19 protein-coding genes are annotated in these 21,405 nt (G+C 61.9%); 7 read left to right on the plus strand and 12 right to left on the minus strand.

Annotated features, from left to right (window positions below):
- Positions 1-313: 313 nt before the first annotated feature.
- From RH858_RS02220 to RH858_RS02230, 3 genes are all read right to left on the minus strand, one after another.
- Positions 314-769, minus strand: a complete 456-nt coding sequence (locus RH858_RS02220; RefSeq protein ID WP_259533623.1) for a universal stress protein — start codon at positions 767-769, stop codon at positions 314-316.
- A 95-nt stretch (positions 770-864) separates the two neighbouring features.
- Positions 865-1,566 carry a helix-turn-helix domain-containing protein gene (locus RH858_RS02225; RefSeq protein ID WP_259533624.1) on the minus strand — a complete coding sequence of 234 codons (702 nt, stop codon included), beginning with the start codon at positions 1,564-1,566 and terminating at the stop codon, positions 865-867.
- A 41-nt stretch (positions 1,567-1,607) separates the two neighbouring features.
- Entirely contained in the window at positions 1,608-3,062 is a 1,455-nt protein-coding gene (locus RH858_RS02230; protein ID WP_259533626.1) for a trimethylamine methyltransferase family protein, read from the minus strand.
- Between the two features lie 77 nt (positions 3,063-3,139).
- On the opposite strand from RH858_RS02230, the gene RH858_RS02235 reads away from it, so the two are divergent.
- Complete coding sequence (locus RH858_RS02235; protein WP_259533628.1) at positions 3,140-3,919, plus strand: carbon-nitrogen hydrolase family protein; 780 nt, start codon at positions 3,140-3,142, stop codon at positions 3,917-3,919.
- A gap of 34 nt (positions 3,920-3,953) precedes the next feature.
- On the opposite strand, the gene RH858_RS02240 is transcribed toward RH858_RS02235, so the two are convergent.
- The 5 genes from RH858_RS02240 to RH858_RS02260 form a co-directional block, all read right to left on the minus strand.
- On the minus strand, positions 3,954-4,619 hold the full coding sequence (locus RH858_RS02240; RefSeq protein WP_259533629.1) for an ABC transporter permease: 666 nt from the start codon (positions 4,617-4,619) through the stop codon (positions 3,954-3,956).
- Positions 4,616-5,599 carry an ABC transporter ATP-binding protein gene (locus tag RH858_RS02245; protein ID WP_310561052.1) on the minus strand — a complete coding sequence of 328 codons (984 nt, stop codon included), beginning with the start codon at positions 5,597-5,599 and terminating at the stop codon, positions 4,616-4,618. Before RH858_RS02245 ends, RH858_RS02240 begins: the two co-directional genes overlap by 4 nt.
- A complete protein-coding gene (locus RH858_RS02250) occupies positions 5,596-6,306 on the minus strand; it encodes an ABC transporter permease (protein WP_259533631.1) in 711 nt (236 codons plus the stop codon). The genes RH858_RS02245 and RH858_RS02250 overlap by 4 nt, the downstream gene beginning before the upstream one ends.
- Before the next feature lie 3 nt (positions 6,307-6,309).
- Positions 6,310-7,260: a glycine betaine ABC transporter substrate-binding protein gene (locus RH858_RS02255; RefSeq protein WP_259533632.1), complete on the minus strand. Its 951-nt coding sequence runs from the start codon at positions 7,258-7,260 to the stop codon at positions 6,310-6,312.
- A gap of 251 nt (positions 7,261-7,511) precedes the next feature.
- The gene (locus RH858_RS02260) at positions 7,512-8,510 is read right to left on the minus strand and encodes a hypothetical protein (RefSeq protein WP_259533633.1); all 999 of its coding nucleotides are present in this window, start codon (positions 8,508-8,510) and stop codon (positions 7,512-7,514) included.
- Positions 8,511-9,204: 694 nt separating this feature from the next.
- Here RH858_RS02260 and RH858_RS02265 point away from each other — a divergent pair.
- Positions 9,205-11,742, plus strand: coding sequence for an FAD-dependent oxidoreductase (locus tag RH858_RS02265; protein WP_259533634.1), 2,538 nt, complete (start codon positions 9,205-9,207; stop codon positions 11,740-11,742).
- A gap of 68 nt (positions 11,743-11,810) precedes the next feature.
- The gene (locus RH858_RS02270; protein WP_259533635.1) at positions 11,811-12,623 is read left to right on the plus strand and encodes an IclR family transcriptional regulator; all 813 of its coding nucleotides are present in this window, start codon (positions 11,811-11,813) and stop codon (positions 12,621-12,623) included.
- Here the strand turns inward: RH858_RS02270 and RH858_RS02275 are convergent.
- A complete protein-coding gene (locus RH858_RS02275) occupies positions 12,603-13,958 on the minus strand; it encodes an MmgE/PrpD family protein (RefSeq protein ID WP_310561053.1) in 1,356 nt (451 codons plus the stop codon). The genes RH858_RS02270 and RH858_RS02275 overlap by 21 nt on opposite strands.
- A gap of 568 nt (positions 13,959-14,526) precedes the next feature.
- Between RH858_RS02275 and arcC the strand changes: the two genes are divergently transcribed.
- Positions 14,527-15,456 carry a carbamate kinase gene (gene arcC, locus RH858_RS02280; protein WP_259533637.1) on the plus strand — a complete coding sequence of 310 codons (930 nt, stop codon included), beginning with the start codon at positions 14,527-14,529 and terminating at the stop codon, positions 15,454-15,456.
- A gap of 56 nt (positions 15,457-15,512) precedes the next feature.
- Complete coding sequence (gene argF, locus RH858_RS02285) at positions 15,513-16,400, plus strand: ornithine carbamoyltransferase (protein WP_310561054.1); 888 nt, start codon at positions 15,513-15,515, stop codon at positions 16,398-16,400.
- A 5-nt stretch (positions 16,401-16,405) separates the two neighbouring features.
- Here the strand turns inward: argF and RH858_RS02290 are convergent, their stop codons facing one another.
- Positions 16,406-17,749 carry a hypothetical protein gene (locus tag RH858_RS02290; RefSeq protein WP_310561055.1) on the minus strand — a complete coding sequence of 448 codons (1,344 nt, stop codon included), beginning with the start codon at positions 17,747-17,749 and terminating at the stop codon, positions 16,406-16,408.
- A 476-nt stretch (positions 17,750-18,225) separates the two neighbouring features.
- Between RH858_RS02290 and RH858_RS02295 the strand changes: the two genes are divergently transcribed.
- The gene (locus RH858_RS02295; RefSeq protein WP_259533641.1) at positions 18,226-19,398 is read left to right on the plus strand and encodes an ABC transporter ATP-binding protein; all 1,173 of its coding nucleotides are present in this window, start codon (positions 18,226-18,228) and stop codon (positions 19,396-19,398) included.
- Positions 19,399-19,403: 5 nt separating this feature from the next.
- Here the strand turns inward: RH858_RS02295 and RH858_RS02300 are convergent, their stop codons facing one another.
- Positions 19,404-19,550 carry a hypothetical protein gene (locus tag RH858_RS02300; RefSeq protein ID WP_259533642.1) on the minus strand — a complete coding sequence of 49 codons (147 nt, stop codon included), beginning with the start codon at positions 19,548-19,550 and terminating at the stop codon, positions 19,404-19,406.
- A 237-nt stretch (positions 19,551-19,787) separates the two neighbouring features.
- Between RH858_RS02300 and RH858_RS02305 the strand changes: the two genes are divergently transcribed.
- Positions 19,788-20,360: a hypothetical protein gene (locus RH858_RS02305; protein ID WP_259533643.1), complete on the plus strand. Its 573-nt coding sequence runs from the start codon at positions 19,788-19,790 to the stop codon at positions 20,358-20,360.
- 18 nt (positions 20,361-20,378) lie between these two features.
- Here the strand turns inward: RH858_RS02305 and RH858_RS02310 are convergent, their stop codons facing one another.
- Positions 20,379-21,380, minus strand: a complete 1,002-nt coding sequence (locus RH858_RS02310) for a TIGR04024 family LLM class F420-dependent oxidoreductase (RefSeq protein ID WP_259533645.1) — start codon at positions 21,378-21,380, stop codon at positions 20,379-20,381.
- Between the last annotated feature and the right edge of the window lie 25 nt (positions 21,381-21,405).

Here is a 21,405-nt window from a genome sequence, read left to right on the forward strand (position 1 = left end):
ACCACCGAAGAGCAGTTGCGCCGGTTGTCCAGAGAAGTTCCCGCTCACAGATTTTAACCGGTTTGTACAGCAGATGGAGAAATAGATCGAAACGGACCTGCCGCTGCCGAAAACGTATATAAGATACGATAAGCCGTCATACGGACGTTTGAATTCTTGAAAAGTGATCGCACCCACATAGTATAATATTCCCCACACTTAACAAATCGTGTATTTATTAGTATACTACGTTTCCCCACCATACGGCCGAAGGAATCGAAGGGCTACCGACCGCGTCGGTCTATCGTCCGTTGAAGGGAACGACCGCGTCGGTCTATCGCCCGTTGAAGGGAACGACCACGACGGGGCAGCTGGCGTGTGAAAGCACTTCGCCGGGGCGGCTCCCGAACACGGCTTTGCCGGCCGGGCTCCGCTGACGGCTGAAGAGGTAGATCCGATCGGCGCTGTCCTTCGCTGCGAGTGAGGCGATTTCCTTTCCGGGTTTGTTCCCCGCTTTTATCCCCCGTACGCGGGTCACAACCGGACTGTCCTCGATGGCGGACTCGATCGCTTTCACGCCGGACTTGCGAGTTGCGAGTTCGTCGAGAGAGTACGGCGCCTCCGACTCCGGGATGTTCAGGTTCGCACGGGTCGATTCGAGGTCGTCACCCTCGAACACGTAGAGGATGACAACTTCGGTCTCCTCGGACGGTTCGATGTCGAGCGCGATGTCTGCGACGTCACGGGCCCAGTTCGGATGGCCCGGAACGGAAATGTAGACCGTGTTCATCGGGTGTACGTTCGGCCGACAGCGGTAAGGTCGTGTCCCCGAACATAGCGAACCGTTTTTATCGGGAGTCGGGAAAACCAAAAAGAGACAGAGACTCAACGCGGGCCGTCCGCAGCCAGATTGAGATACGGAAGCAGGAACGATACCATCTGTCGTTCGGCCTTTCTGAGGTGATTCGATGCGGTGGTCTTGGTGATCCCGGCTTCCTCGGCGATCTCTTCGAGCGTTACCCCCCGCGGGATCTCGTAGTATCCGCCCTCGACGGCGGTGTTGAGCACCTCGAGACGGCGGGGCGGGACCGAGCCGAGTAGCTCCTGCCACCCGGCAGCGCTCGGTGTGACCTCCCGAGAGAACTCTTCGGAGACCCTCTCGAGGGTCACGTCCCCGAATTCCTCGAGCAGTTCGACCGCGTTAGACAGTTCCTCACGGTCAGAAACGAGCAGGGTGAACCGTTCTCTCCCCCCCTCGAGAACAGTCGGTCCCACTGGAAGGAATCCCTCGTAAAGCAGACTCTGAAGCGGCGTGAACTCCCCCAGTTCGCTGCGGATGAACAGGGTTGCAACCGACCGTTCCCCGGTGCCGGGAGTGTACCGTTCGATCACGTCCACAGCCGACGTTCGCCGGTGGTTCCGGATCACTGAAACCGCCTCGGACAGCTGTGAGGATTCCAAAGAGAACAACCCGATGTACTCTCGGTTCCGAAACGTCGACGCGAGGAACTCCCCGAACGCGTCGTAGTCGGCAAGCTCTTCGGTCCAGTTTCCGGTGTACCGCACGGAGAGTTCGGCTGTGAGCATAGTCGGAGTTGATCAGCCGGCCGGCGATGTGTGGAATACAGTCATTCGCCCTCGAGGATCTCGGTTCGCTTCTCGTCGACGTACGCAAGCAGCTCCGATTGGACGTCGGAATCGATCGTCGGGCGTTCGTACTCCGCAAGCAGCTCGCCGACCCGTTCGTGGGCGCGTTCGTAGGAGCTTTTCTTTCCGTTCTCCGCCCAGGTGTCGTACGACTTCCGGTCGTACACCTCGGGAATGAGAAACTCCGAGCGGGAGTGTGTGAGCGTGTGACGCTTGTTGAGGAAGTGACCGCCCGGCTCCACCTCCTCGATGAGATCCAGCGCGAACGAGTCGTCGGTGATCTCGTACCCCTCCTCGTACCGCGTTAGATACCGAATCCGGTCACAGTCGAGCACGAACTTCTCCGGCGAGACCGTCGAGTAGGAGTCGAGGATGCCCGCACCGTGGTAGACGAAGTCGATTCCGCTGAAAAACGTCGTCGACAGCTGGAACATCGCTTCGGTGCCGGCCTGGTCATCCAGCGTCTTCGAGTCGGTGAGGCCGCCGCCGGCCCGAGAAGGGACGCCGTAGTGATCCGCCATCTGCCCGGCAAAGGAGACGAACAGTGCACCCTCCGGGCTGCCGATGCTGAACGCGCCGTACCGGACGTCCACGTTCGAACTCGGGAGCCCGTAGACGACGGGCGTTCCCGGGGAGATCTGCTGTGCGATCGTCACCCCCGAGAGGATCTCCGCGTTCGCAAGCGCCATCGCACCCGGCAGGGTCGCCGGACCGGACGCTGCCGCCATCACCGCCGGAGCGAGGATCACCGGCTGTTCGTGGCTGGCGTACTCGTAGAGCCCTTCACACATCTTCGTGTCCCACATCCGCGGGGAGACGCTGTTCACGACGGTAATGAGATACGGCCGTTCGACGTCGGGATCCTCGTTGGCGATGCCTGCCATCTCGATCGACGCCCTGGCTCGGTCGGCACCCCACGAGGATCCTTTGAACGGTTTGTCAGAATACAGTATATGTCTTTTTATTGTCTCGAGATGCTTTACAGACTGGTCGACGTCGTTTGGCTCACAGAGCATCCCGCCGCTGAGGTCGGTCACCTCCGCCATGTGAGCCAGCTTCAACAGCTCCTCGTAGTCGTCGATCGTCGACGGTCGCCTGTCTTCGTCGTATTTGACGACGTTGGGCGCGCTCCCGGCAGGCAGGATCACACGGTCGTCTCCCCCGACTTCCACCTCGCGATCGTCCCCCCTCCCGTGGAGCGTGAACGACGACGGCGCCCGGTCGACCGACTCTTCTACGAGTTCCCGTGGGAACCGAACTATCTCCCCGTCGACGTCACAGCCGGCGTCCGCTAACAGCTCCCGGATCTCTCCGTGCGAGACCTCGATTCCGGTCTCCTCGAGAATAGTAATTGATTTGTTGTGTATCTCTTTTACCCCATCATCTGACAGTCGATGATGGCGTGGAACGTCCTCCGTCGTCAACTGGTGCGTCATTGTCTAGCACTACGAGCCACACCGTATAACTGTTTCTCCGGAGAAACCGTTTTTGCCGGGGGCTCGAATGTGAAATCATGACGACTCCACCGCGCGTTGCAGCCTGCGGGTTCGAGCCTGTCGTCGGCGACGTCGACGCAAACCGAAACCGCGTTGCAAGTGCCATAGAGGTGCTCCCCGGGGACGTGACGCTTTCCGTCTTTCCCGAACTCTGTGTTTCGGGGTATGATCTCGACACCGCACGGGAGATCGCAGCGCCGGTACCGGGGCCCCTCACGAAGCCGCTCGTCGAGATCGCCGCATCACACGACACGTCGATGGTAGTCGGCGTTCCCGAACGTAGCAGAAACTCCGAGGAGACGGTGTACAATTCACTCGCGTACGTTACTCCGGACGGCGTCGAGGGGGTGTATCGGAAACGGTTCCTGTGGGGCGAGGAAGCGACCGTCTTCTCGGTCGGCGAGGAACCGCTCGTGACGGAGACCCCCGCCGGAACGCTGGGGTATCTGACGTGTTATGATCTCAACTTTCCGGAGGCCGAGCTCCCGTACGCACACGCAGGCTGTGACCTGCTCGCGGTGAGTGCAGCCTGGCGGACGGAGTACCTCGACGACTGGCAGCTGCTCGCCCGGGCGAGAGCGTTCGACGGGAACTGTTATGTGGTCGCCTCGAACCACACCGGGACCCAGCGCGGCCGAGATCACGCGGGGCACTCGCTGATCGCTGGCCCCGACGGGAGCATCGTCGAGGAGACCGGACCGGAGGAAGGCGCTGCAGTCGCCCAGATAATGGGGACGGAGCTCGAACGCGCCCGAGAACGGAACCCGGTCGCAGAAACCCGCCGAGAGAAGGAGTAACAGTCGACGACGGCGGTGACCGAATCGGGAGCAGTCAGGTCGCGACGGACGCGTCCCTGACGCCGCCTTCACCGCCGAGATGTCCTTCGATGCGAGCCAGCACGAGATCGGCGCTGATCGCCAGCAGCGCCCCCGGAATAGCGCCGGCCATCACCCGTGCCATGTCGTAGGTCTGGATGCCGTTTACCACCATCAGTCCGAGTCCTCCACCGCCGATGAAAACGGCGAGGTAGGCGGTACCGATGGTGAGCACGATGCTGGTACGTATCCCCGCAAAGATGACTGGTAATGCCAATGGCAACTGAACCGACCTGAGGATCTCCCAGTCGGTCATCCCCATGCCGCGAGCCGCCTCGATCGTGTTCTCGTCGACGTTTTCGACACCTTTGATCGTGTTGATGATGATCGGAAGGATGGCGTACGCCCACAGCCCGACGATCGACGGCCAGAAGCCGAGCCCGAGAAACGGCAACACCAGCGCCAGGATAGCGAGCGTCGGGACAGTCTGTGCGGTGTTGCCGAACCCGAGGAGGATCGACCGGAATCGGTCGTTGCGCACTGCAAAAATCGACATCGGGAGAGCGAACGCGAGTGCTGCCCCCTCCGCCAACGCGACCAGCGCGAGATGCTGGCGGAGCAGAAACAGCACCTCGTCGACGTTCTCTACGAGGTAATAGAGGCTTTCGACGAACGTGCTCATACCCGATCACGGGCGTCGCCCTGAATACTGTACACGTTCTCCCAGGAAACCGTACCCACGACAGTATCCTCTTCGTGGACTGGAAGCTGATCCCGCCCGCTTTCGACGAGTTTCGACAGCGCGGCGAGTGCAGTGTCATCCGGGGCGACAGCCATCCTCCCTTCCCCATCCACACTAGTGTCGACCTCCGCAGACTGGATGTCCCCGTCGGAAGACATGATCTCGCGAACCCGCGTGACGCTCAACTTCTTGAGTGGACGGTCCGAACCGATGAAGTTCTCGACGAACTCGTTTTTCGGGTTGTCGAGGATCTCCTGTGGTGTGTCGTACTGGACGACTTCCCCGACGTCGAAGATCGCGATCCGGTCGCCCATCTTCAGCGCCTCGTCGATGCTGTGGGTGACAAACAGGATGGTGGTCTCCAGCTCCTCCTGGATCGAGAGGAACTCGTCCTGGAGGTTCTCCCGCGTGATCGGGTCGAGTGCACCGAACGGCTCGTCCATGAGCAACACGTCCGGGTCGGACGCGAGCGCGCGGGCGACGCCGACACGCTGGCGCTGTCCTCCCGAGAGTTCGGTCGGATACTGGTGGCGGTACTCCCCTGGCGGCATGTCCATAAGATCCAGAAGTTCGGCCACCCGATCTTCGATCTCGGACTCGTCCCATCCTGTCAGTCGTGGGACGGTGGCGATGTTGTCTTCGACCGACATGTGGTCGAACAGCCCGATCTCCTGGATGACGTAGCCGGTGTTTCGCCGGAGATCGATCGGGTCGAACTCCGAAAGCGGAGTCTCGTCCCGGTACACTGTCCCCTCCGTCGGGTCCTCCAGCCGGTTGACGAGCTTCATCGTCGTCGTCTTCCCACACCCGGACGGCCCGACGAGGACTGTCGTCGTCCCCTCTTCGACAGTAAACGAGATGTCTTCGATGGCGACTGTCCCGTCGGAATACTCCTTGGTGACGTTTTCGAACGTAATCATGATAGGGCTCGCTGAATGAATCGGGTAGCCACCGATGGTTCGATCTCTTCGCCGTTGTTGAGACGGAAGATCTGCTCGCTAACCCCGAACGCGTAGTCGAACGCCAACGCGAGAAGCGACAGGACGACCGTTGTGACGACGATCATCTCGGTGTGGGCGTAGGAGATCCCGTCGAAAATGAGGTCCCCGAGCCCGCCGGCACCGACGAACGCGCCGATCGCCGCGATTCCGATGAGGATGACGACGGCGTTCCGGACGCCAGCCATGATGACCGGCAGTGCGATCGGCAGCTGTACCTTTCTGAGGAGTTGTGGGGTCGTCATTCCCATCGCTTTCCCGGCCTCGAGTGCCGCCGGATCGACGTCGTTGAGCCCGACGTACGTGTTCCGGATGACCGGCAGCTGCGAGTAAAGGACGAGCGCGACGATGACCGGTCGCGATCCGATCCCGAAGTACGGGATCAACAGCCCGAACAGGGCGATGCTCGGGATCGTCATCATGATGCCGGCGAGCCAGATGACCACGGTGGCGAGTCGGCGGTCGTACGTGATGAGGAACCCGAGTGTGACCCCGATCGGGACCGCCATCGCGATGGCGAAGACGATTATTTCGATGTGTTCGATCGTCGCCACTGTGAGGCGATCGGAGTTCTCGACGAGGAACTCCAGGTAGGCGACGAAGACGCCGTGCAGTACCGACGTAAACATCGGTTAGATGTACCCTTCTTCCTCGAGGAACTCCCGAGCGACGTTCTGTGCGTTGCGCTCTTCGATCGCGACCTCCGCGTTCAGTTCCCTGATCCGTTCGTTCGTGAGCTCCGGCGAGAGGTCATTGAGGAGATCCGCGATCTCCGGGTTTGCCTCGAGTGTCTCCCCGTGGACCATCGGAACAGCGTTGTACGTCGGGAAGAACAGCTCGTCGTCCTCGAACACGTGGAGATCGAACATCAGGATGCGGGGATCGGTGTTGAACCCCATCCCGACGTTCCCCTCGTTTTGGTCCAGGGCCTGATACACGATGTCCTCGTCAACCGTCTGGACGTGGTCATTGACGGTTTCGATCGCGTCTTCCTCGAAGTCGTAATACTCGAGCAGCCCCGCCCACCCGTCGTCGCGTTCCTGAAACTCCGGACCCAACACGGGATCGAGGTCTGCGGCGTTGCCGTCGTTGGCGTACGCGGCGAGTTCACTCAGGGTGTCGATCCCGGTTTCCTCGTACCACCCCGGACGCGCCGTGATCACGTACGTGTTGTTGAGTGGCGACCGTTCGAGAACGGCGATGCCGTGCTCCGCCTCGAACTCCTCTTGAACCTCCTGGTGGAGTTCCTCCGGATCGGCGATAACCTCCTCCTGCTGTGGTGGGAGCGTGAGCCAGGCCGTCCCCGTGTACTCCCAGTACAGGTCCACCTCGTTCTCTCGAAGCGCCTCGAAGTTCGGAACAGTCCCTCCGAGCCCAGTTTCGTCCTCGACCTCGACGTCCAGGTTCTCTCCGAGAAGCTCGTACGCGAGATATCCGAGGACGCGCTGTTCTGTGAACCGCTTCGAACTGATCGCCACGGAGTCATCGTCCCCGAGACAGCCGGCGATCCCCCCGAACGCGGCGACGCTGGCGACCGCACCCGACTGTTTGATGAAGCTCCGTCTCGACGTGTGTGATGCCATTGCAATACGGGGTTACATAACCATCATATTTAAAAATTGTTCAATATGAGAGATAGGTTTAATAAGGGCAGGTTCGGCGACCGGGGTGTTCCACGCGAACGACCCGAAACCGACCGGGCATCAGCGACTGTCACGGTCCGGGCGTTCGATCGACGATCGCGAGATTGTCCGTCAACCCCAATAGTACCAGGTCGAACATCTCAACGGTTTATACGCGGTGCGCCCTCCCTCGTCGTCGACCGTATTTCCCCTCAAACCGAACGAACGAACGACGGCATCGGGAGATCGAGCATCGTCGCTAGTCCCGGATCGGCGCCGACGACCCGCGGTGCGCAGTTGGCAACGACTGCCGACGTGGCGACGTCTCCGTGGTATCCACCGTCGACCTCGATCGTTACGTCCGGATCGCTCTCGAAGTCGACGGTGTCGCGGGCCTCGAGTCCGACCGCCATCTTCAGATCGAGCGTGATCCGCGGGTCGCCGTCGACGTAGCCGTGGGTGACCTGGTGGACGCCGGCGACCTCCCCCTCCTCGACGGTCAGGTAGTCGGTTTCGAGCCGTTCGTCCGCGACCACGGGATCGATCGTTTCGGAGATCTCTTCGAGCTCCCACCCGAGGGCGGCGCCGAGCATCGCCGCCGACTCCGCGGAGCCGACGTGTCCGGCCTCGGTCGCGATCTCGGCCTCGAACTCCGCGACGGTCGTCCCCGCGCCGACCTTGCGCTGGAGCGGCTCCCGACGGCTTCCGGCGTCCTGTACCCGTTCGACACGGACCGACTCTACCGACTCCATCGGCGTCGACAGCACTGCCGGCATCGCGTCCATCGCGAAGCCGGGATTCACACCGGTTCCGAGGCAGGTGCTTCCGTGTTCGCGTGCGGTTGCATCGAGGGTCTTTGCCTCCTTGGCATGGTCCCGCCAGGGATACGCGAGCTCCTCACAGGTCGTGACGACGTCGTACCCGGCTTCGAGAACGGGTTCGATCTGGGATGTGGCCGGCGGCGCCGCCGACACAGTCGAGTGGAAGACGACGTCCGGATCGTTCCCGAGCGCCTCCTCGATGTCGTCCGTGACTTCGGCGCCGATCTCGTCGCCGGGTTCGCAGACGTCACCCAGGTCGCGACCGACCTTCTCGGGATCGATGTCGACCGCCCCAACGAACTGTACACCACGTCTCTGCGCCGCGCGCACGATGCGTTCCCCGATCGGACCGACACCGAACTGTACGGCGGTGAGTTGGTTCTCTACCATCTCGAGTACCCCGTGGCCGAGGGATTCCCCGGCCGTGACTTAATCGTTCTGGTCGTCCCAGTACTTCTGCCGGGAAGCGACCGTCGTACGGCGAGGCTAGTTGACGGGGGTACAGCACAGAAAGCACCGACCCGGGGCCCGAAGTTGTTTCCTTATAAGAAACTATATCTGACCATCACCAGCACTCGGCGAGAAACGTTTCTCGGGGGAGAGTCCGGGGGAAACCGACGGTTCTCGACCCGCTGTTTCTCTAGCGGCTGTTTACTATCGTGAAATCACGGATCCACCCGCCGATCGGGGGCGAGAATTACAACACTATGAGTGTAATTTATTCCGGAGATCGAGGGATTACGGACGAAACCGACCCACGGAAGTTGTTCTTTATGAAGAAACAGTGATCGTCGCATCCATCGACGGCCGCAGTATCGGCAGGGACGGCAGTTAGCGCGAGCTGTTCCGAGAGAGGTTCTGACGAAGGCGAGGCGAGGGATCGAGAGGCATCACGGATCGCTCGGAAATCACCGACGAAAGGAGGGCTCGGTAGCCGGCGCCGGTACATTTTAATACGGCTACGTTGATGGCCCACACATGGCAGCAATCCTGTGCCATAGCGATGCGAGCGCGTACTGTACCCGAGGAAGTCCGACGATCGGAGCCGACGGAACGCCGTCTACGGGAGGGGCGTAACCTGCCGATGACGGACGAAGATTTCCCCGAAAGCGCCGAAACGGTCATTATCGGCGCCGGTATCGTCGGCAACAGTCTCGTGTATCACCTGGCCGAGCGGGGGAAAACCGACATGCTGCAGATCGACAAGGGACCGCTGCCGGACCCCGGCGGGTCGACGGGACACGCGTCGAACTTCATCATGCCGATCGAGCACAACTCGGAGATGACCGAACTCACCCACGACTCGATCGAGCAGTTCGACGAGGTCGGAGTCTTCGAGAACAGCGGCGGCATCGAGGTTGCCCGGACCGAACGCCGGATGGAGGACCTCCGTCGCCGAGCGCAGTCCGCCCAGGCGTTCGGAACCAACGCGGAGATGCTGGAGGCACAGGAGGTCAAACAGCGGGTCCCCTACATCAACGAGGACGTCATCGAGGGGGGAATGTACACGCCCGACGCGGGAACGTGTGACCCGCTTCGGTTCGGAGAAGTGTATCGCGAGCGCGCGAAGGACATGGACGCCCTCACGGTCTCGGCGAACACTGAAGTGCTCGACATCCACGTCGACGACGGCGAAGTCACCGCCGTCGAAACCGATCGCGGAACCGTCGAAGTCACCGGAGAGGTCGTCGTCGCCGCCGGCGTCTGGAGCCCCAAGCTCGCCGAGATGGCGGGCACACGGATCCCGCTGTACCCGGTCGCTCACCAGATGATAAGCGTCGGTCCGATCGACAAACTCGCCGAGGACGACGGGGAGATCAACTATCCGGTCGTCCGAGACATGGACACACGGATGTACGAGCGACCCCACGGGAACGACATGGAGGTCGGTTCGTACGAACACCGGCCGCTGCTTTACGACGTCGACGAGATCCCGTCGATCGACGAGGCCCCGCTCTCCCCGACCCAGTTGCCGTTCACCGAGGACGCGTTCGAAGACTCGTTCGAACACGCCCTCGAAATCATGCCGGACGTCCTCGACGATCCCGACGCCGGAGTCCGTCACGCGATCGACGGTCTGATCTCGCTTACACCCGACGAAGGACCGGTCGTCGGCCCGGTCAACGACGTGGACGGCCTCTGGTCGTGTGCCGCGATCTGGATCCGGCTGGCCCCGGGGATCACCAAGGAGATGGCCCGGTGGATGACCGAGGGATGGGGTGCGATGGAGACGGACCTCCACTCGATCAACGTCGCCCGGTTCGACGGCTACGGCCGGGGCAAGGAGTTCGTCAAGGAGCGCGCCTACGAGGGATTCACGCGCCATTACGGGATCAACCACCCCAAAGAACAGTGGGACCGCGGTCGGGACGTCCGTCGGGCCCCGTTCCACGACCGCCAGGAGGAACTCGACGCACAGTTCCACGAAACCGCCGGCTGGGAGCGTCCCGCCTGGTATGAATCGAACGAAGACCTCCTCGACCGGTATCGCGACGACATCGAGGGGCTGCGGCGGCCCAACGACTGGGATTCCGAGTGGTGGTCGCCAATCATTCTGGCCGAACATCTGCATCTCCGCAACGCGGCCGGGATCGTCGGAAACATCGGCTTCGGCATCATCGACGTCGAAGGCGAGGACGCCAGGTCGTTCCTCGAACGGATGGCGGTTGCGCCGATGGACTTCGAGCCCGGGAAGACGACGTACACGCCCCTGCTCGATTCGGACGCCGCTGCCAGATCCGACGTCACAATTGCGCGTCTCGGCCGGGACCACTTCCGGCTCATCACGGGCGGAACACGGGTCGGTCCCGACTACCAGTGGCTCAGTCGTCACCTGCGTGACGACGAAGCGGTGTCGCTGTCCGACAGATCCTCGTCGATGGCGACGATGGGCGTCTGGGGTCCGAACGCGCGAGGGATCCTCCAGGACGCAGCAGAGGAGGACATGTCGGACGAGGCGTTCCCGGCGTACGGTGCACAGAAGGTGACGATCGGCCCCGTGGAGGGGTGGGCGATCCGCGTCTCCTACGTGGGCGAACTCGGCTGGGAGATCTACGTTCCGATGGAACAGGGCGCCCGCACCTGGGACGAACTGATGGAGGCCGGCCAGAAGCACGACCTCCGCCCGGTCGGAACGGAAGTGTACGCAAACACCGGTCGGATCGAGAAGAACTACCGCGCATACGGCCACGAACTGCGCCGCGAGTACGACGTAATCGAGGCGGACCTCGCGTTCCACGGCGTGAAGGACGCGGACTTCATCGGCAAAGAGGCGTACGCAGAAGCTCTCGAGAGCGACCAGGCGGCGACACTCTGTACCCTTTCGGTCGACGATCACGCCCCGAACGGCGGGGAGAAGCGGTTCATGCTCGGCGGCGAACCGATCCTCGACGAGAACGGTGACGTCCTCGTCGACGAGCAGGGACGCCGTTCGTACGTGACGAGCGCGGAAACCGGGCCGTCGGTCGGAAAACACCTCCTGCTGTCGTACCTTCCGGCGGAGTACGCAACCGAAGGCGAGCAGCTGCAGGTGCTGTACTTCGGCGAGCAGTACCCGGTCACCGTCGAGGCGGTCGGGAGCGAACCGCTGTTCGATCCGGAGAACGAACGGCTCCACGGGTAGTTCGTTCCGTTCCGTCGAGCGTTTATTATAGAGAAACGAATTTATGGGTGGGCGTGGCATCCCCACACATGACAGAGGCACCCCGGAACGGCTCGATGGTGAAGTCGGGAGAGAAAACCTTCGAGATCGTCGAGATCCTCAAGCGAACCGACGGTGCGGGTGTCACCGAGATCGCAGAGCAGATGGACGTCTCGAAGAGCACCGTCTACAAGCACCTGCAGACGCTTGTCACTCACGACTACGCCACAAAGGTCGACGGTGAATATCGCGTCGGATTGCGGTTTCTCGATCACGGGATCTACGCCAGACAGCAGCAGGCGATCTACCGGGTATCTCGCGACAGGATCGACGAACTCGCCGAGGAAACCGGGGAGCTGGCGTGGTGTCAGACCCACGAAAACGGACGTTGTGTCTACCTGTACGGGGCCGCAGGGATGCACTCGGTGCATCCACCCGAACGGGTCGGCAACCGGACGCCGATGCACCAGATCGCCGGCGGAAAGGCGATGCTCGCTCACTTGCCGGAGGAACGGATCGCAGAGATCATCGCACAACACGGGCTCGAACCCGCGACGGCACACACGATCACCGACCGGGAAGCGCTATTCGACGAGCTTCGAGAGATCCGCGAGCGGGGCGTCGGATACAACCGAGAAGAGTCGACCGAAGGATTGTACGCCGTTGCCTCGGCTGTTCTCGGACCCGACGGCGAGGTTCTCGGTGCGATCGGTCTATCGGGACCGAAACATCGGCTCGAAGGCGAGCTGATCGAAACAGAGTTGCCGGAACTCTTGCTCGGGACGGCGAACGAACTCGAACTCAACCTGGAGCACCAGGAGTTCTCCACCGACGGTGGTGGATCACCCGTCGTCGAGGGTTGACACGAGCGCCGATACCGGTTTCTCGTCGGTCGATAAGACTCTGCGCAGCTGTTCGGCGGTTCCGGATCCGACGTGGGCGTCGATGAACAGCTGCTGTTTCTTCCGGTGTTCCTCCGCAGTCATGGGTCGTTCCCGTGATCCACGTGGATGCGTCAGCCCGGATCGATAGGTTTCAGAGGAGGTGTGGATCTCGACTCGGGAGACGGACTGCTCCGGATAGCGTCGCTGGGCCTCCTCGTCGAGGTGCAGCGAAATCCGGTCGACCATCGCGTGAACGCGGTCGTCCTCCCGCCAGGTTTCGTTCAGTTGCTCGGGAGTGATCCAGTCGCCCCGAAGCAGCGTGATCGCGAGGACGTAGGGGTACGAATACTGTGCCGCGTCGGGGGTACTGGGACGGGGCGTCTTCAGCTCGATCGCCTTTCGATGGCTGTAGGCACGAACCTGTGTTATCTCGTCGGGGGCGATGCCGTGCTCTTCGAGGAGTGCAAGCGTCGCGTCGATCCCGGAGTGAATCCAGCGGCAGGCGGGATACGGCTTGTAGTAGCTTTCAGTCACCGTGTACTCCCTGCCCAGTGGGGGGAGATCGAGTCCCTCGAGACCGTTCCATTCGATCTCGTCGAACACGGTGCCCGAGGCCTCGAAGCCCCGTCCGGCCAGTTTTGCGGCCGCGACGCCGAGGTGGCTCCCCCACCCGATCCCGTCTTTCGTCATCGAACTCGACGGACGCGCGACGGATCGCATGACGGGCGACAGCGGGGCGTTGAACTCCGCGATCCCCATCGCGTCCATCGTCGTCTCGACGTCGTAGCCGTATAACCGAGAGACTGCTGCGGCCGCAGCGACTGCGCCCCACGACCCGCTGCTGTTGTGCATCCCCGTCCGCTCGTGGAGCGCCACGGACGCCCGGATCGAGATCTCGTAGCCCGCGAGCATGGCGTCGAGGAACTCCCCCACGGTAGCCTCGACCCCCTCGGCGGCAGCGAGGGTTGCCGGAACCAGCACCGCTGCGGGGTGCCCCTCCGCGATCCGGTTCCCGTCGTCGACGTCGAGCGCGTTCGCGGCCATCGCGTTCGCGTACGTCGCACCGGACGGGTCGAGCCGTCGGGTCGATCCGTCGAGGAGGGTCGACTCGCCGGCGGCGAACGTTTCTGCGGCGTAGTCTGCCGCCGCGTCGATCCCCTCGACCCGGTAGCCGGACACGATGGCGGCAAACGTATCGAGGACGCGCCGTTCCAGATCGTTCCGGACCGCGTCCGGGGCCGACGAGAATGACTCACCACAAGCGTACTCTGCAAGCTGGCGAGTCCCGAAGCTAGCTACAGATTGCTCTGTCATCGTGTGCGTACAAGGAACAACCCCCGGATGAAAAACTTTCGGCTCGAACGTCGGCAAACGGAAGCTGATCGAGAACGTCTGGGGAAATATATTACATAACTTTCCAGTAATATGTCTAATCATACCCGTATCACATATTGTATATAATTATGATAATTATGGCTGATAGCGCACATCCACATGCACGGACGCGGTAGACGAACTCGATCACTGTACACAGTCTCGGTCTCGACATAACGCGGTCTGGTACAATGACTTGCTCGAGCAATTCGACAATTCTCGGTCCGGATTCGGCCAGAATCCAAGAAACGATACCCCCAGAGATCCTGAGCTTCGATCGCCGAACAGGGTTAGTTGCTTTTGTACTACCACAGGACCCTCCAGTTCAAAACCGTCGACAGTAACTATTAGAAATAGGATACTGATTGTACTTGTAAAATTTGAAGTTTATATTTAATCGAGATAGTTATTGGTTCCCTCGTTCGTCCGGGTACGACTTCCTCTATCGTCAACGACCCCAGATGGTGACAAAGGTTTTACATTCGGTCCGACAACTCTCGGACGTTCCATGAGTCACATCGTCGTCGCGCTCGGCGGAAACGCGATACTCGAGGGGGGAAAGGGGACGATTGCTGAGCAGCGCCGACGCGTCCGTCAAACTGTGTCCCAGATCGGAAAACTCGGCGATCGAGGATACGACCTGATCGTCACACACGGAAACGGTCCGCAGGTGGGACAGCTGCTCTTACAAAACGAGGAGTCACAGTCGATCGACCGGAAACCCCTGGACGTCCTGGTCGCCGAATCCCAGGCCCAGATCGGCTATCTACTCCAGCAGGAACTCCACAACGTGCTCGAGACGACCCCCGTAACGCTCGTCACTCGAACGCTGGTGGACGACGACGATCCGGCGTTCGAGAACCCGACGAAGCGAATCGGTCCGTTCTACGGGGAAACGGAGGCCGAACGAAAGGAGTTTCCGACGCGGCCCGACACAGACGGGGCTGGAAACGTTCGGTATCGGCGCGTCGTTCCGTCCCCGGCCCCCCTCGAGATCCTCGAAACCGAACACGTCGAGACCCTGCTGGAAACGGGACGGCCGGTCGTCTGCGTCGGCGGCGGAGGCGTACCGGTCGTGAAAACGACGGACGGCTTCGCCGGCGTGGAGGCCGTCGTCGACAAGGATCTCGCCTCCAGAACGCTCGCAAACGACATCGGGATCGGGGAACTCCTGTTCCTGACTGACGTCGAGGCCGCGTATCGAAACTTCGGCACCGAAGATCAGGAGCTGCTGTCCCGGATCACCGCCGAAGAGGCCGCCGAACTCCTCGAGGCGGGGGAGTTCGGCGAGGGGAGCATGGCGCCGAAAGTCGAGGCCGCGATCGCGTTCGTGGAAAACGGGGGCAGCCGGGCAATCATCACCGCAACCACGGCGGTGACCGAAGCGCTCGATGGGGAAACGGGGACGACGATCGTCCCGTCGTCCGACTCGGGGTGAGGACGTCGCCCGTAACGAAGAAATAATAATTACGGATCCGGGACAAGATCCGGACGATGAAACAGTTGATTGACATTCGTGACCTGACTCGCGAGGAGATCGAATCGCTGTTCGAACGCACCGACCAGCTGAAATCCACGCCGGTGAAGTTCTCCTCGGCGCTGAAAAACCGGACGCTCGTGATGCTGTTCGCGAAACCCTCGACGCGGACGCGGCTGTCCTTCGAGACGGGAATGACACAGCTGGGAGGTCACGCCATCTTCTTCGAGATGGAGGAGTCCCAGCTCGGGCGGGGCGAGCCGATAGCCGACACGAGTAAGGTGATGTCCAGGTACGAGGACGCGATCATGGCCCGGCTGTTCGACCACGATGAGATCGTCGAACTGGCCGAGCACGCGAGCGTACCTGTCATCAATGGGCTGACCGACTTCCTCCACCCGTGTCAGGCGCTCACGGATCTGTACACGCTGTACGAGCGAGACCTGCTGGACACTGTCGCGTTCGTTGGCGACGGAAACAACGTCGCACACTCGCTGATGCAGGCCTGTGGGAAGCTGGAGGTGAGCTGTCGGGTCGCGACGCCGCCGGAGATGGAGCCGGACGAAACGATCCAGGATCGAGTTCGGGACGCCGACGTCGTGGTGACCAACGACCCATACGAAGCCGTCGACGGAGCCACCGCGGTGTACACCGACGTGTGGGTAAGCATGGGTGAAGAGGATCGGCGCGAGGAGAAGCTCGCCGCGTTCGAGGGGTTCCAGGTGGATCGGGAACTGATGGCCGCCGCCCGCGAGGACGCCGTGTTCATGCACTGTCTCCCGGCACACCGCGGCGAGGAGGTGACCGCAGAGGTCATCGACGGTCCGCAATCGATCGTCTTCGATCAGGCCGAAAACAGGATGCACATCCAGAAGGCGTTGCTCCACACGCTGCTCGAGAAGTGAGCGTCTTACAGCCCGAGAACGTCGGCGTGTGCCTCCAGTGCCGCCTCGAAGTCGAGATCGCCCCGCTCTTCGATCTCGTACCGGACGCGCACGATCGGCGTGTCGACGTCGACGATCTTCGAGAGGTCGATCGGCGTACCGGCAAGCACGACGTCGCAGTCGACGTTCGCGATCGACTGCTCCAGCTCCGCGAGCTGTCGCTTGCTGTAGCCCATCGCCGGGAGGACGTTTCCGAGATGCTCGTACTCTCCGAACACCTCGGCGATGCTGCCGACGGCGTGAGGGCGTGGATCGACGATTTCGCTCGCTCCGAACTGCTCGGCCGCGATCGATGCCGCCCCCACCGAGGTACCGCCGTGGGTGAGCGTAGGTCCGTCCTCGACGGCGAGGACGCGCGCGTTCCGAACCGCCGCCTCGTCCTCGACCGTGATGACCGAATCCGCGTGGATGATCCCCGCGTCGGGGTTCGTCGCCTCGACGTTGTCGACGATCGTCTGGATGTCCACCTCGTCTGCGGTGTTCTCCTTGTTGATCACGACGTAGTCGGCGATCCGGAGGTTCGCCTCCCCGGGGTGATACCGCAGCTCGTGTCCCGGCCGGTGTGGATCCGCGAGCACGAAGTGGACGTCGGGGACGTAAAACGGGAGTTCGTTGTTGCCGCCGTCCCACAGGAGGATGTCGGCCTCCTTCTCGACCTCTGTGAGGATCTCCTCGTAATCGACGCCGGCGTAGACGACGTGTCCCTGCTCGATGTGGTGTTCGTACTCCTCGCGCTCTTCGATGGTGACGTCGTGGCGTTCGAGGTCTTCGAGCGTTTCGAACCGCTGGATGCGCTGTTTCTCGAGGTCGCCGTACGGCATCGGCTCGCGAACCACGACCACCTCCTTGTCGGACCGCTCCCGGAGGAAGGAGGTAAGCTTTCGCGCCGCCTGAGACTTGCCACAGCCGGTCCGGACAGCGTCGACCGCGACGACGGGGATGTCGGCCTCGTACATCATCCGCGTGCCGACGAGACGGAAGTCGGCGCCTGCCGAGATCGCGCGCGAGGCCTGGTTCATCACGTACTCGTGAGAGAGATCCGAGTACGACAGCACGACCTCGTCGACGTCCCGTTCTCTGACGATCGTTTCCAGCTCGGACTCCGGAAGGATCGGTATCCCGTCGGGATAGTTCTCTCCCGCGAGCGAGGCCGGATACGTCCGCTCGGGAACCTCGTCGAGTTCGCCGATGTTCTGGGAAAACGTCTGCGTAAACGCGACAACTTCGTGCTCGTCGTCCCCGCGAAACACCGAGTTGAAGTCGTGGAAGTCCCGCCCCGCAGCACCCATGATGACGACTCTTCGGGTCATGTGGTTGGAACAAAACGTTCATGGCATATAATTATATATTTTCGGTTTCTGGATCCCTATGCGCCAGAATCAACAGACAAAATATAAACTACAATATCGTTTCTTACATCCGATCTAACGCTCTATTCGGCAGTTCACGTACGAGACTGAATATGGCATTATTACACCAGAACGAGTTCAATTAAGCGTATCCAATATATATAATCAGGCCGAAATCACAGCGTCGTGTTAAAAACAAATTCTTGTTTATTAGGATAATTATCAAATCTAAAAGGAGTCATCCAACGGGAAAGATACACAGTGTCGAAAATTTCTCAGCAACTGAATCCGAGCGACATACTTTTAGGTTCTCCTAAAAGACGTACTGGCAACGATGGCTCCTCGCGTCTCTCGAAGCCCGTCACGACGCCCCAGTTGGGCGCCGGAATCGCTGCCATGGACTGAATCGGCGGCAGGGACGTCAGTTGGAGGATCACATGTCTCACAGTAAACCACTGCAACACGACCGGTCGGAACTCCGAACGACCGCCCCGAGAGCCGAAAGCGAGAGCACACAGCCCCCGGAAACTGGTGGGGAAACACTGCTCGAACTCGACGGCGTGTTCAAAGAGTACGACGCCGAGACAGCGGTCGAAGACGTCTCGTTGACCGTCAAACAGGGGGAGCTTTTGACCCTCCTGGGCCCGTCCGGCTGTGGGAAGACGACGACGCTGCGTCTCATCGCCGGACTCGAACGGCCGACACGCGGGCGCGTCACGATTGGGGGAGAGACCGTCGCCGACAGCTCGACGTTCGTCACCCCCGAAACTCGGGACGTCGGGATCGTGTTTCAGGACTTCGCGCTGTTCCCCCATCTGACCGTCCGGGAGAACGTCGGGTTCGGTCTGACCGATGCCGACGAGGAGGAGGCGGACGCCAGAGTCGAGGAACTGCTCGACCTGGTGAATCTCCCGGAACACGGCGAAAAGACACCGGATCAGCTCTCCGGGGGACAGAAACAACGGGTCGCACTCGCCAGGTCGCTGGCACCGGAGCCGGAGGTGTTGTTGCTCGACGAGCCGTTCTCGAACCTCGACGTCCGTCTCCGCGTGGAGATGCGCGAGGAGGTCCGACGGATCCTCAAGGAGGCAGGGGTTACTGCCGTCTCGGTCACCCACGACCAGGAGGAGGCGCTGTCGATCTCCGATCGGGTCGCGGTGATGAACGAGGGACACCTCGAACAGATCGGCGATCCGGCCGCCGTGTTCGAACAGCCCGAATCGAAGTTCGTCGCCTCCTTCCTCGGGCGAGCGAGTTTCTTGGAAGGGCGGTTATCGGACGGAAAAGTCGAAACGGGAATCGGACGGTTCGACGCCGCGACGCTCGAAGGCTACGACACCACCTACGACAACGCTCCAGTCGACGTGCTCGTGCGTCCCGACGACGTGCGGGCGACGCCCGCGGCTGGAGCTGACGCCGACGGCTACGTGCTCCGTCGTCAGTACGTCGGTCCGTCGTTCATCTATCGGGTCGAACTCGACTCCGGCGAGATCGTCCACTGCCTCCACAACCACGTCGAGAACTTCGAAACAGATCAGCGAGTGGCGGTGGATCTCGTCGCCGACCACCCGCTCGCGTGGTATCCCAGACAGGAAGAGCCGCAGCGATAGCCCGATCAGGCTAGCACGAGCGGAACGCCGAAGGCGACCGCGAGTCCAACGAGCAGTACGACCAGTCCGATGCCGACCTGTTTCGTCGTAAACTCCTGCATCGGGGCGGTGACGCGCGCGTCCGGGTCCGGTTCGTCGTCGTGGTCTGCCATACTCGACGGTGCGTACGGCGGGTACTAAAACGCATCCGTTCGATGCTCGCCCGACTCGACTGTGGCGGGACGGCAACGCCCGGTCAGCGGCGCCACGTCGGACAGGTCCAATGACGAGAAATTGAGGAAAGCGTTTATATCAACATACGCATACTATAGGGACGAGAACTGGGGAGTTACAAATGATGATGAATAACGGTTGGTGGGGAAGAGTCGACGAGGGCACTCGGAGAATCGATGAATTCGGATGCCGCTGAGCTTTCGGCGCCCTCCGGGGCGGAAAACGAGGTCGGGGACGAAGCGTACGACCTCACGAAAGACGAGATATTCGGAACGCTGAGCAACGCCCGACGGCGATACGTACTTTCGGAGCTGAAGCGGTCTCCCGACGGCGAATCGACGATACGGGACCTCTCGAGTACGATCGCCGGACTGGAAAACGGTGTGGCTCCACACGAAGTGACGTACGCACAGCGCAAGCGGGTGTACACGTCGCTGTATCAGTCACACGTGCCACAGCTCGCCCGCCGGGGCATCGTCGACTACGACGCCCGCAGCGGGACGGTCAGCTTGACTGACGTCGCAAACACCTTCGACGTCTACCTGGAAGTCGTCGAGGAGAAGGAGCTGACGTGGGCCGAGTTCTACGTGCTCCTGTCGATATTTTCCGGCGTACTCCTGGGTGCAGTCACCCTCGAGGCGGTGTTTTTCGCCAGTTTGTCCGGCCTCGCTGCGGCGACGATCATCGCAGTGGCGTTCGCGAGTGCGTCGATCGCACAGCTGTATCAGACGCGAAAGAACCGGCTTTGACCCGCGTCGATCGCCCGGTCACGGCGACAGCGCTTCGAGGGTCGCGTCGATCGCGTCCCGGTCGGCGCCCCGCGGGAACGACACCGTGACGGCGTCGACTCCCTCGAGCGCCTCGAACTCTGCGACCCGCGATGCGACCGCCTCGGGCGTCCCCGCGGCCGCGAGTTCCTCGAGGAGATCGTCGTCGATCGCAGAGAGCGCGGCCCGTCGGTTACCCTCCTGCCAGGCGTCGTGGATTCGGGTTGCGGTCTCCTCGTACCCCTGCCGGGCCAGCGCGTCGCGGTAGAACGTCCCCATCCCGCCGACGTAGAAGGCGAGATGCTGCCGGACGAGGTCGCGAGCCGGTTCGGGATCCGGAAGCGCACAGCAGGTAACCGAGAGGGTGACCCGCACGGAGTCGACATCCCGGCCGCCGAGCTCAACACCGCGTCGCAGATCCTCCAGCCGATCTGCGAGCCCGTCGGGCGTCAAAAGCAGCGCGTGCCACCCGTCGGCGAACCGGCCCGCCAGCTCGACCGACTTCGGCCCGAGCCCGGCGGCGTCGACCGGCGGTGCCGGCTCGGGTGGATCGAACCGGAGCCGGAACCCCGAGAGATCGAACAGCTCCCCGTCGTAGTCGAGCTCCTCGCCCGCACAGACCGCCCGGACGATTTCGACGTACTCCCGGGTCCGCCGAAGCGGGCGCTCGAACGACTGACCGTGCCAGTTTTGGATCACGGCCGGTCCGGAGGGGCCCAGGCCGACACGGAACCGCCCGTCGCTGGCTTCATGCAGCGTCGCGGCGGTCTGACCGACCAGCGCCGGCGATCGGGAGTAGACGTTGGTGATGCTGGTTCCGAGACCGATCTCGTCGGTTCGTTCGGCGGCGACCGAAAGCGTCGTCACCGCGTCCCGCCCCCACGTCTCCGGGAGCCATACCCGGTCGTAGCCCGCGTCTTCGGCCCGTTCGACCATCGAGACGATCGCCTCGAGTGACGGCTGTGCGGCCACCGGCAACGAAAGGTCGCGTGCGGCGTCCATGTCCGGGACTGCTCACAGGAGACAC

This window comes from Halalkaliarchaeum sp. AArc-GB, assembly GCF_031432225.1.
GTDB lineage: Archaea > Halobacteriota > Halobacteria > Halobacteriales > Haloferacaceae > Halalkaliarchaeum.

Coding starts and splice junctions, on each gene's coding strand:
- RH858_RS02305 (WP_259533643.1), top strand. CDS start 19,788: ATGAATTCGGATGCCGCTGAGCTTTCGGCGCCCTCCGGGGCGGAAAAC.
- RH858_RS02240 (WP_259533629.1), bottom strand. CDS start 4,619: ATGAGCACGTTCGTCGAAAGCCTCTATTACCTCGTAGAGAACGTCGAC.
- RH858_RS02270 (WP_259533635.1), top strand. CDS start 11,811: ATGACAGAGGCACCCCGGAACGGCTCGATGGTGAAGTCGGGAGAGAAA.
- RH858_RS02310 (WP_259533645.1), bottom strand. CDS start 21,380: ATGGACGCCGCACGCGACCTTTCGTTGCCGGTGGCCGCACAGCCGTCA.
- RH858_RS02265 (WP_259533634.1), top strand. CDS start 9,205: ATGACGGACGAAGATTTCCCCGAAAGCGCCGAAACGGTCATTATCGGC.
- RH858_RS02290 (WP_310561055.1), bottom strand. CDS start 17,749: ATGACCCGAAGAGTCGTCATCATGGGTGCTGCGGGGCGGGACTTCCAC.
- RH858_RS02260 (WP_259533633.1), bottom strand. CDS start 8,510: ATGGTAGAGAACCAACTCACCGCCGTACAGTTCGGTGTCGGTCCGATC.
- RH858_RS02275 (WP_310561053.1), bottom strand. CDS start 13,958: ATGACAGAGCAATCTGTAGCTAGCTTCGGGACTCGCCAGCTTGCAGAG.
- RH858_RS02245 (WP_310561052.1), bottom strand. CDS start 5,599: ATGATTACGTTCGAAAACGTCACCAAGGAGTATTCCGACGGGACAGTC.
- RH858_RS02225 (WP_259533624.1), bottom strand. CDS start 1,566: ATGCTCACAGCCGAACTCTCCGTGCGGTACACCGGAAACTGGACCGAA.
- RH858_RS02235 (WP_259533628.1), top strand. CDS start 3,140: ATGACGACTCCACCGCGCGTTGCAGCCTGCGGGTTCGAGCCTGTCGTC.
- RH858_RS02230 (WP_259533626.1), bottom strand. CDS start 3,062: ATGACGCACCAGTTGACGACGGAGGACGTTCCACGCCATCATCGACTG.
- arcC (WP_259533637.1), top strand. CDS start 14,527: ATGAGTCACATCGTCGTCGCGCTCGGCGGAAACGCGATACTCGAGGGG.
- RH858_RS02300 (WP_259533642.1), bottom strand. CDS start 19,550: ATGGCAGACCACGACGACGAACCGGACCCGGACGCGCGCGTCACCGCC.
- RH858_RS02220 (WP_259533623.1), bottom strand. CDS start 769: ATGAACACGGTCTACATTTCCGTTCCGGGCCATCCGAACTGGGCCCGT.
- RH858_RS02295 (WP_259533641.1), top strand. CDS start 18,226: ATGTCTCACAGTAAACCACTGCAACACGACCGGTCGGAACTCCGAACG.
- RH858_RS02250 (WP_259533631.1), bottom strand. CDS start 6,306: ATGTTTACGTCGGTACTGCACGGCGTCTTCGTCGCCTACCTGGAGTTC.
- argF (WP_310561054.1), top strand. CDS start 15,513: ATGAAACAGTTGATTGACATTCGTGACCTGACTCGCGAGGAGATCGAA.
- RH858_RS02255 (WP_259533632.1), bottom strand. CDS start 7,260: ATGGCATCACACACGTCGAGACGGAGCTTCATCAAACAGTCGGGTGCG.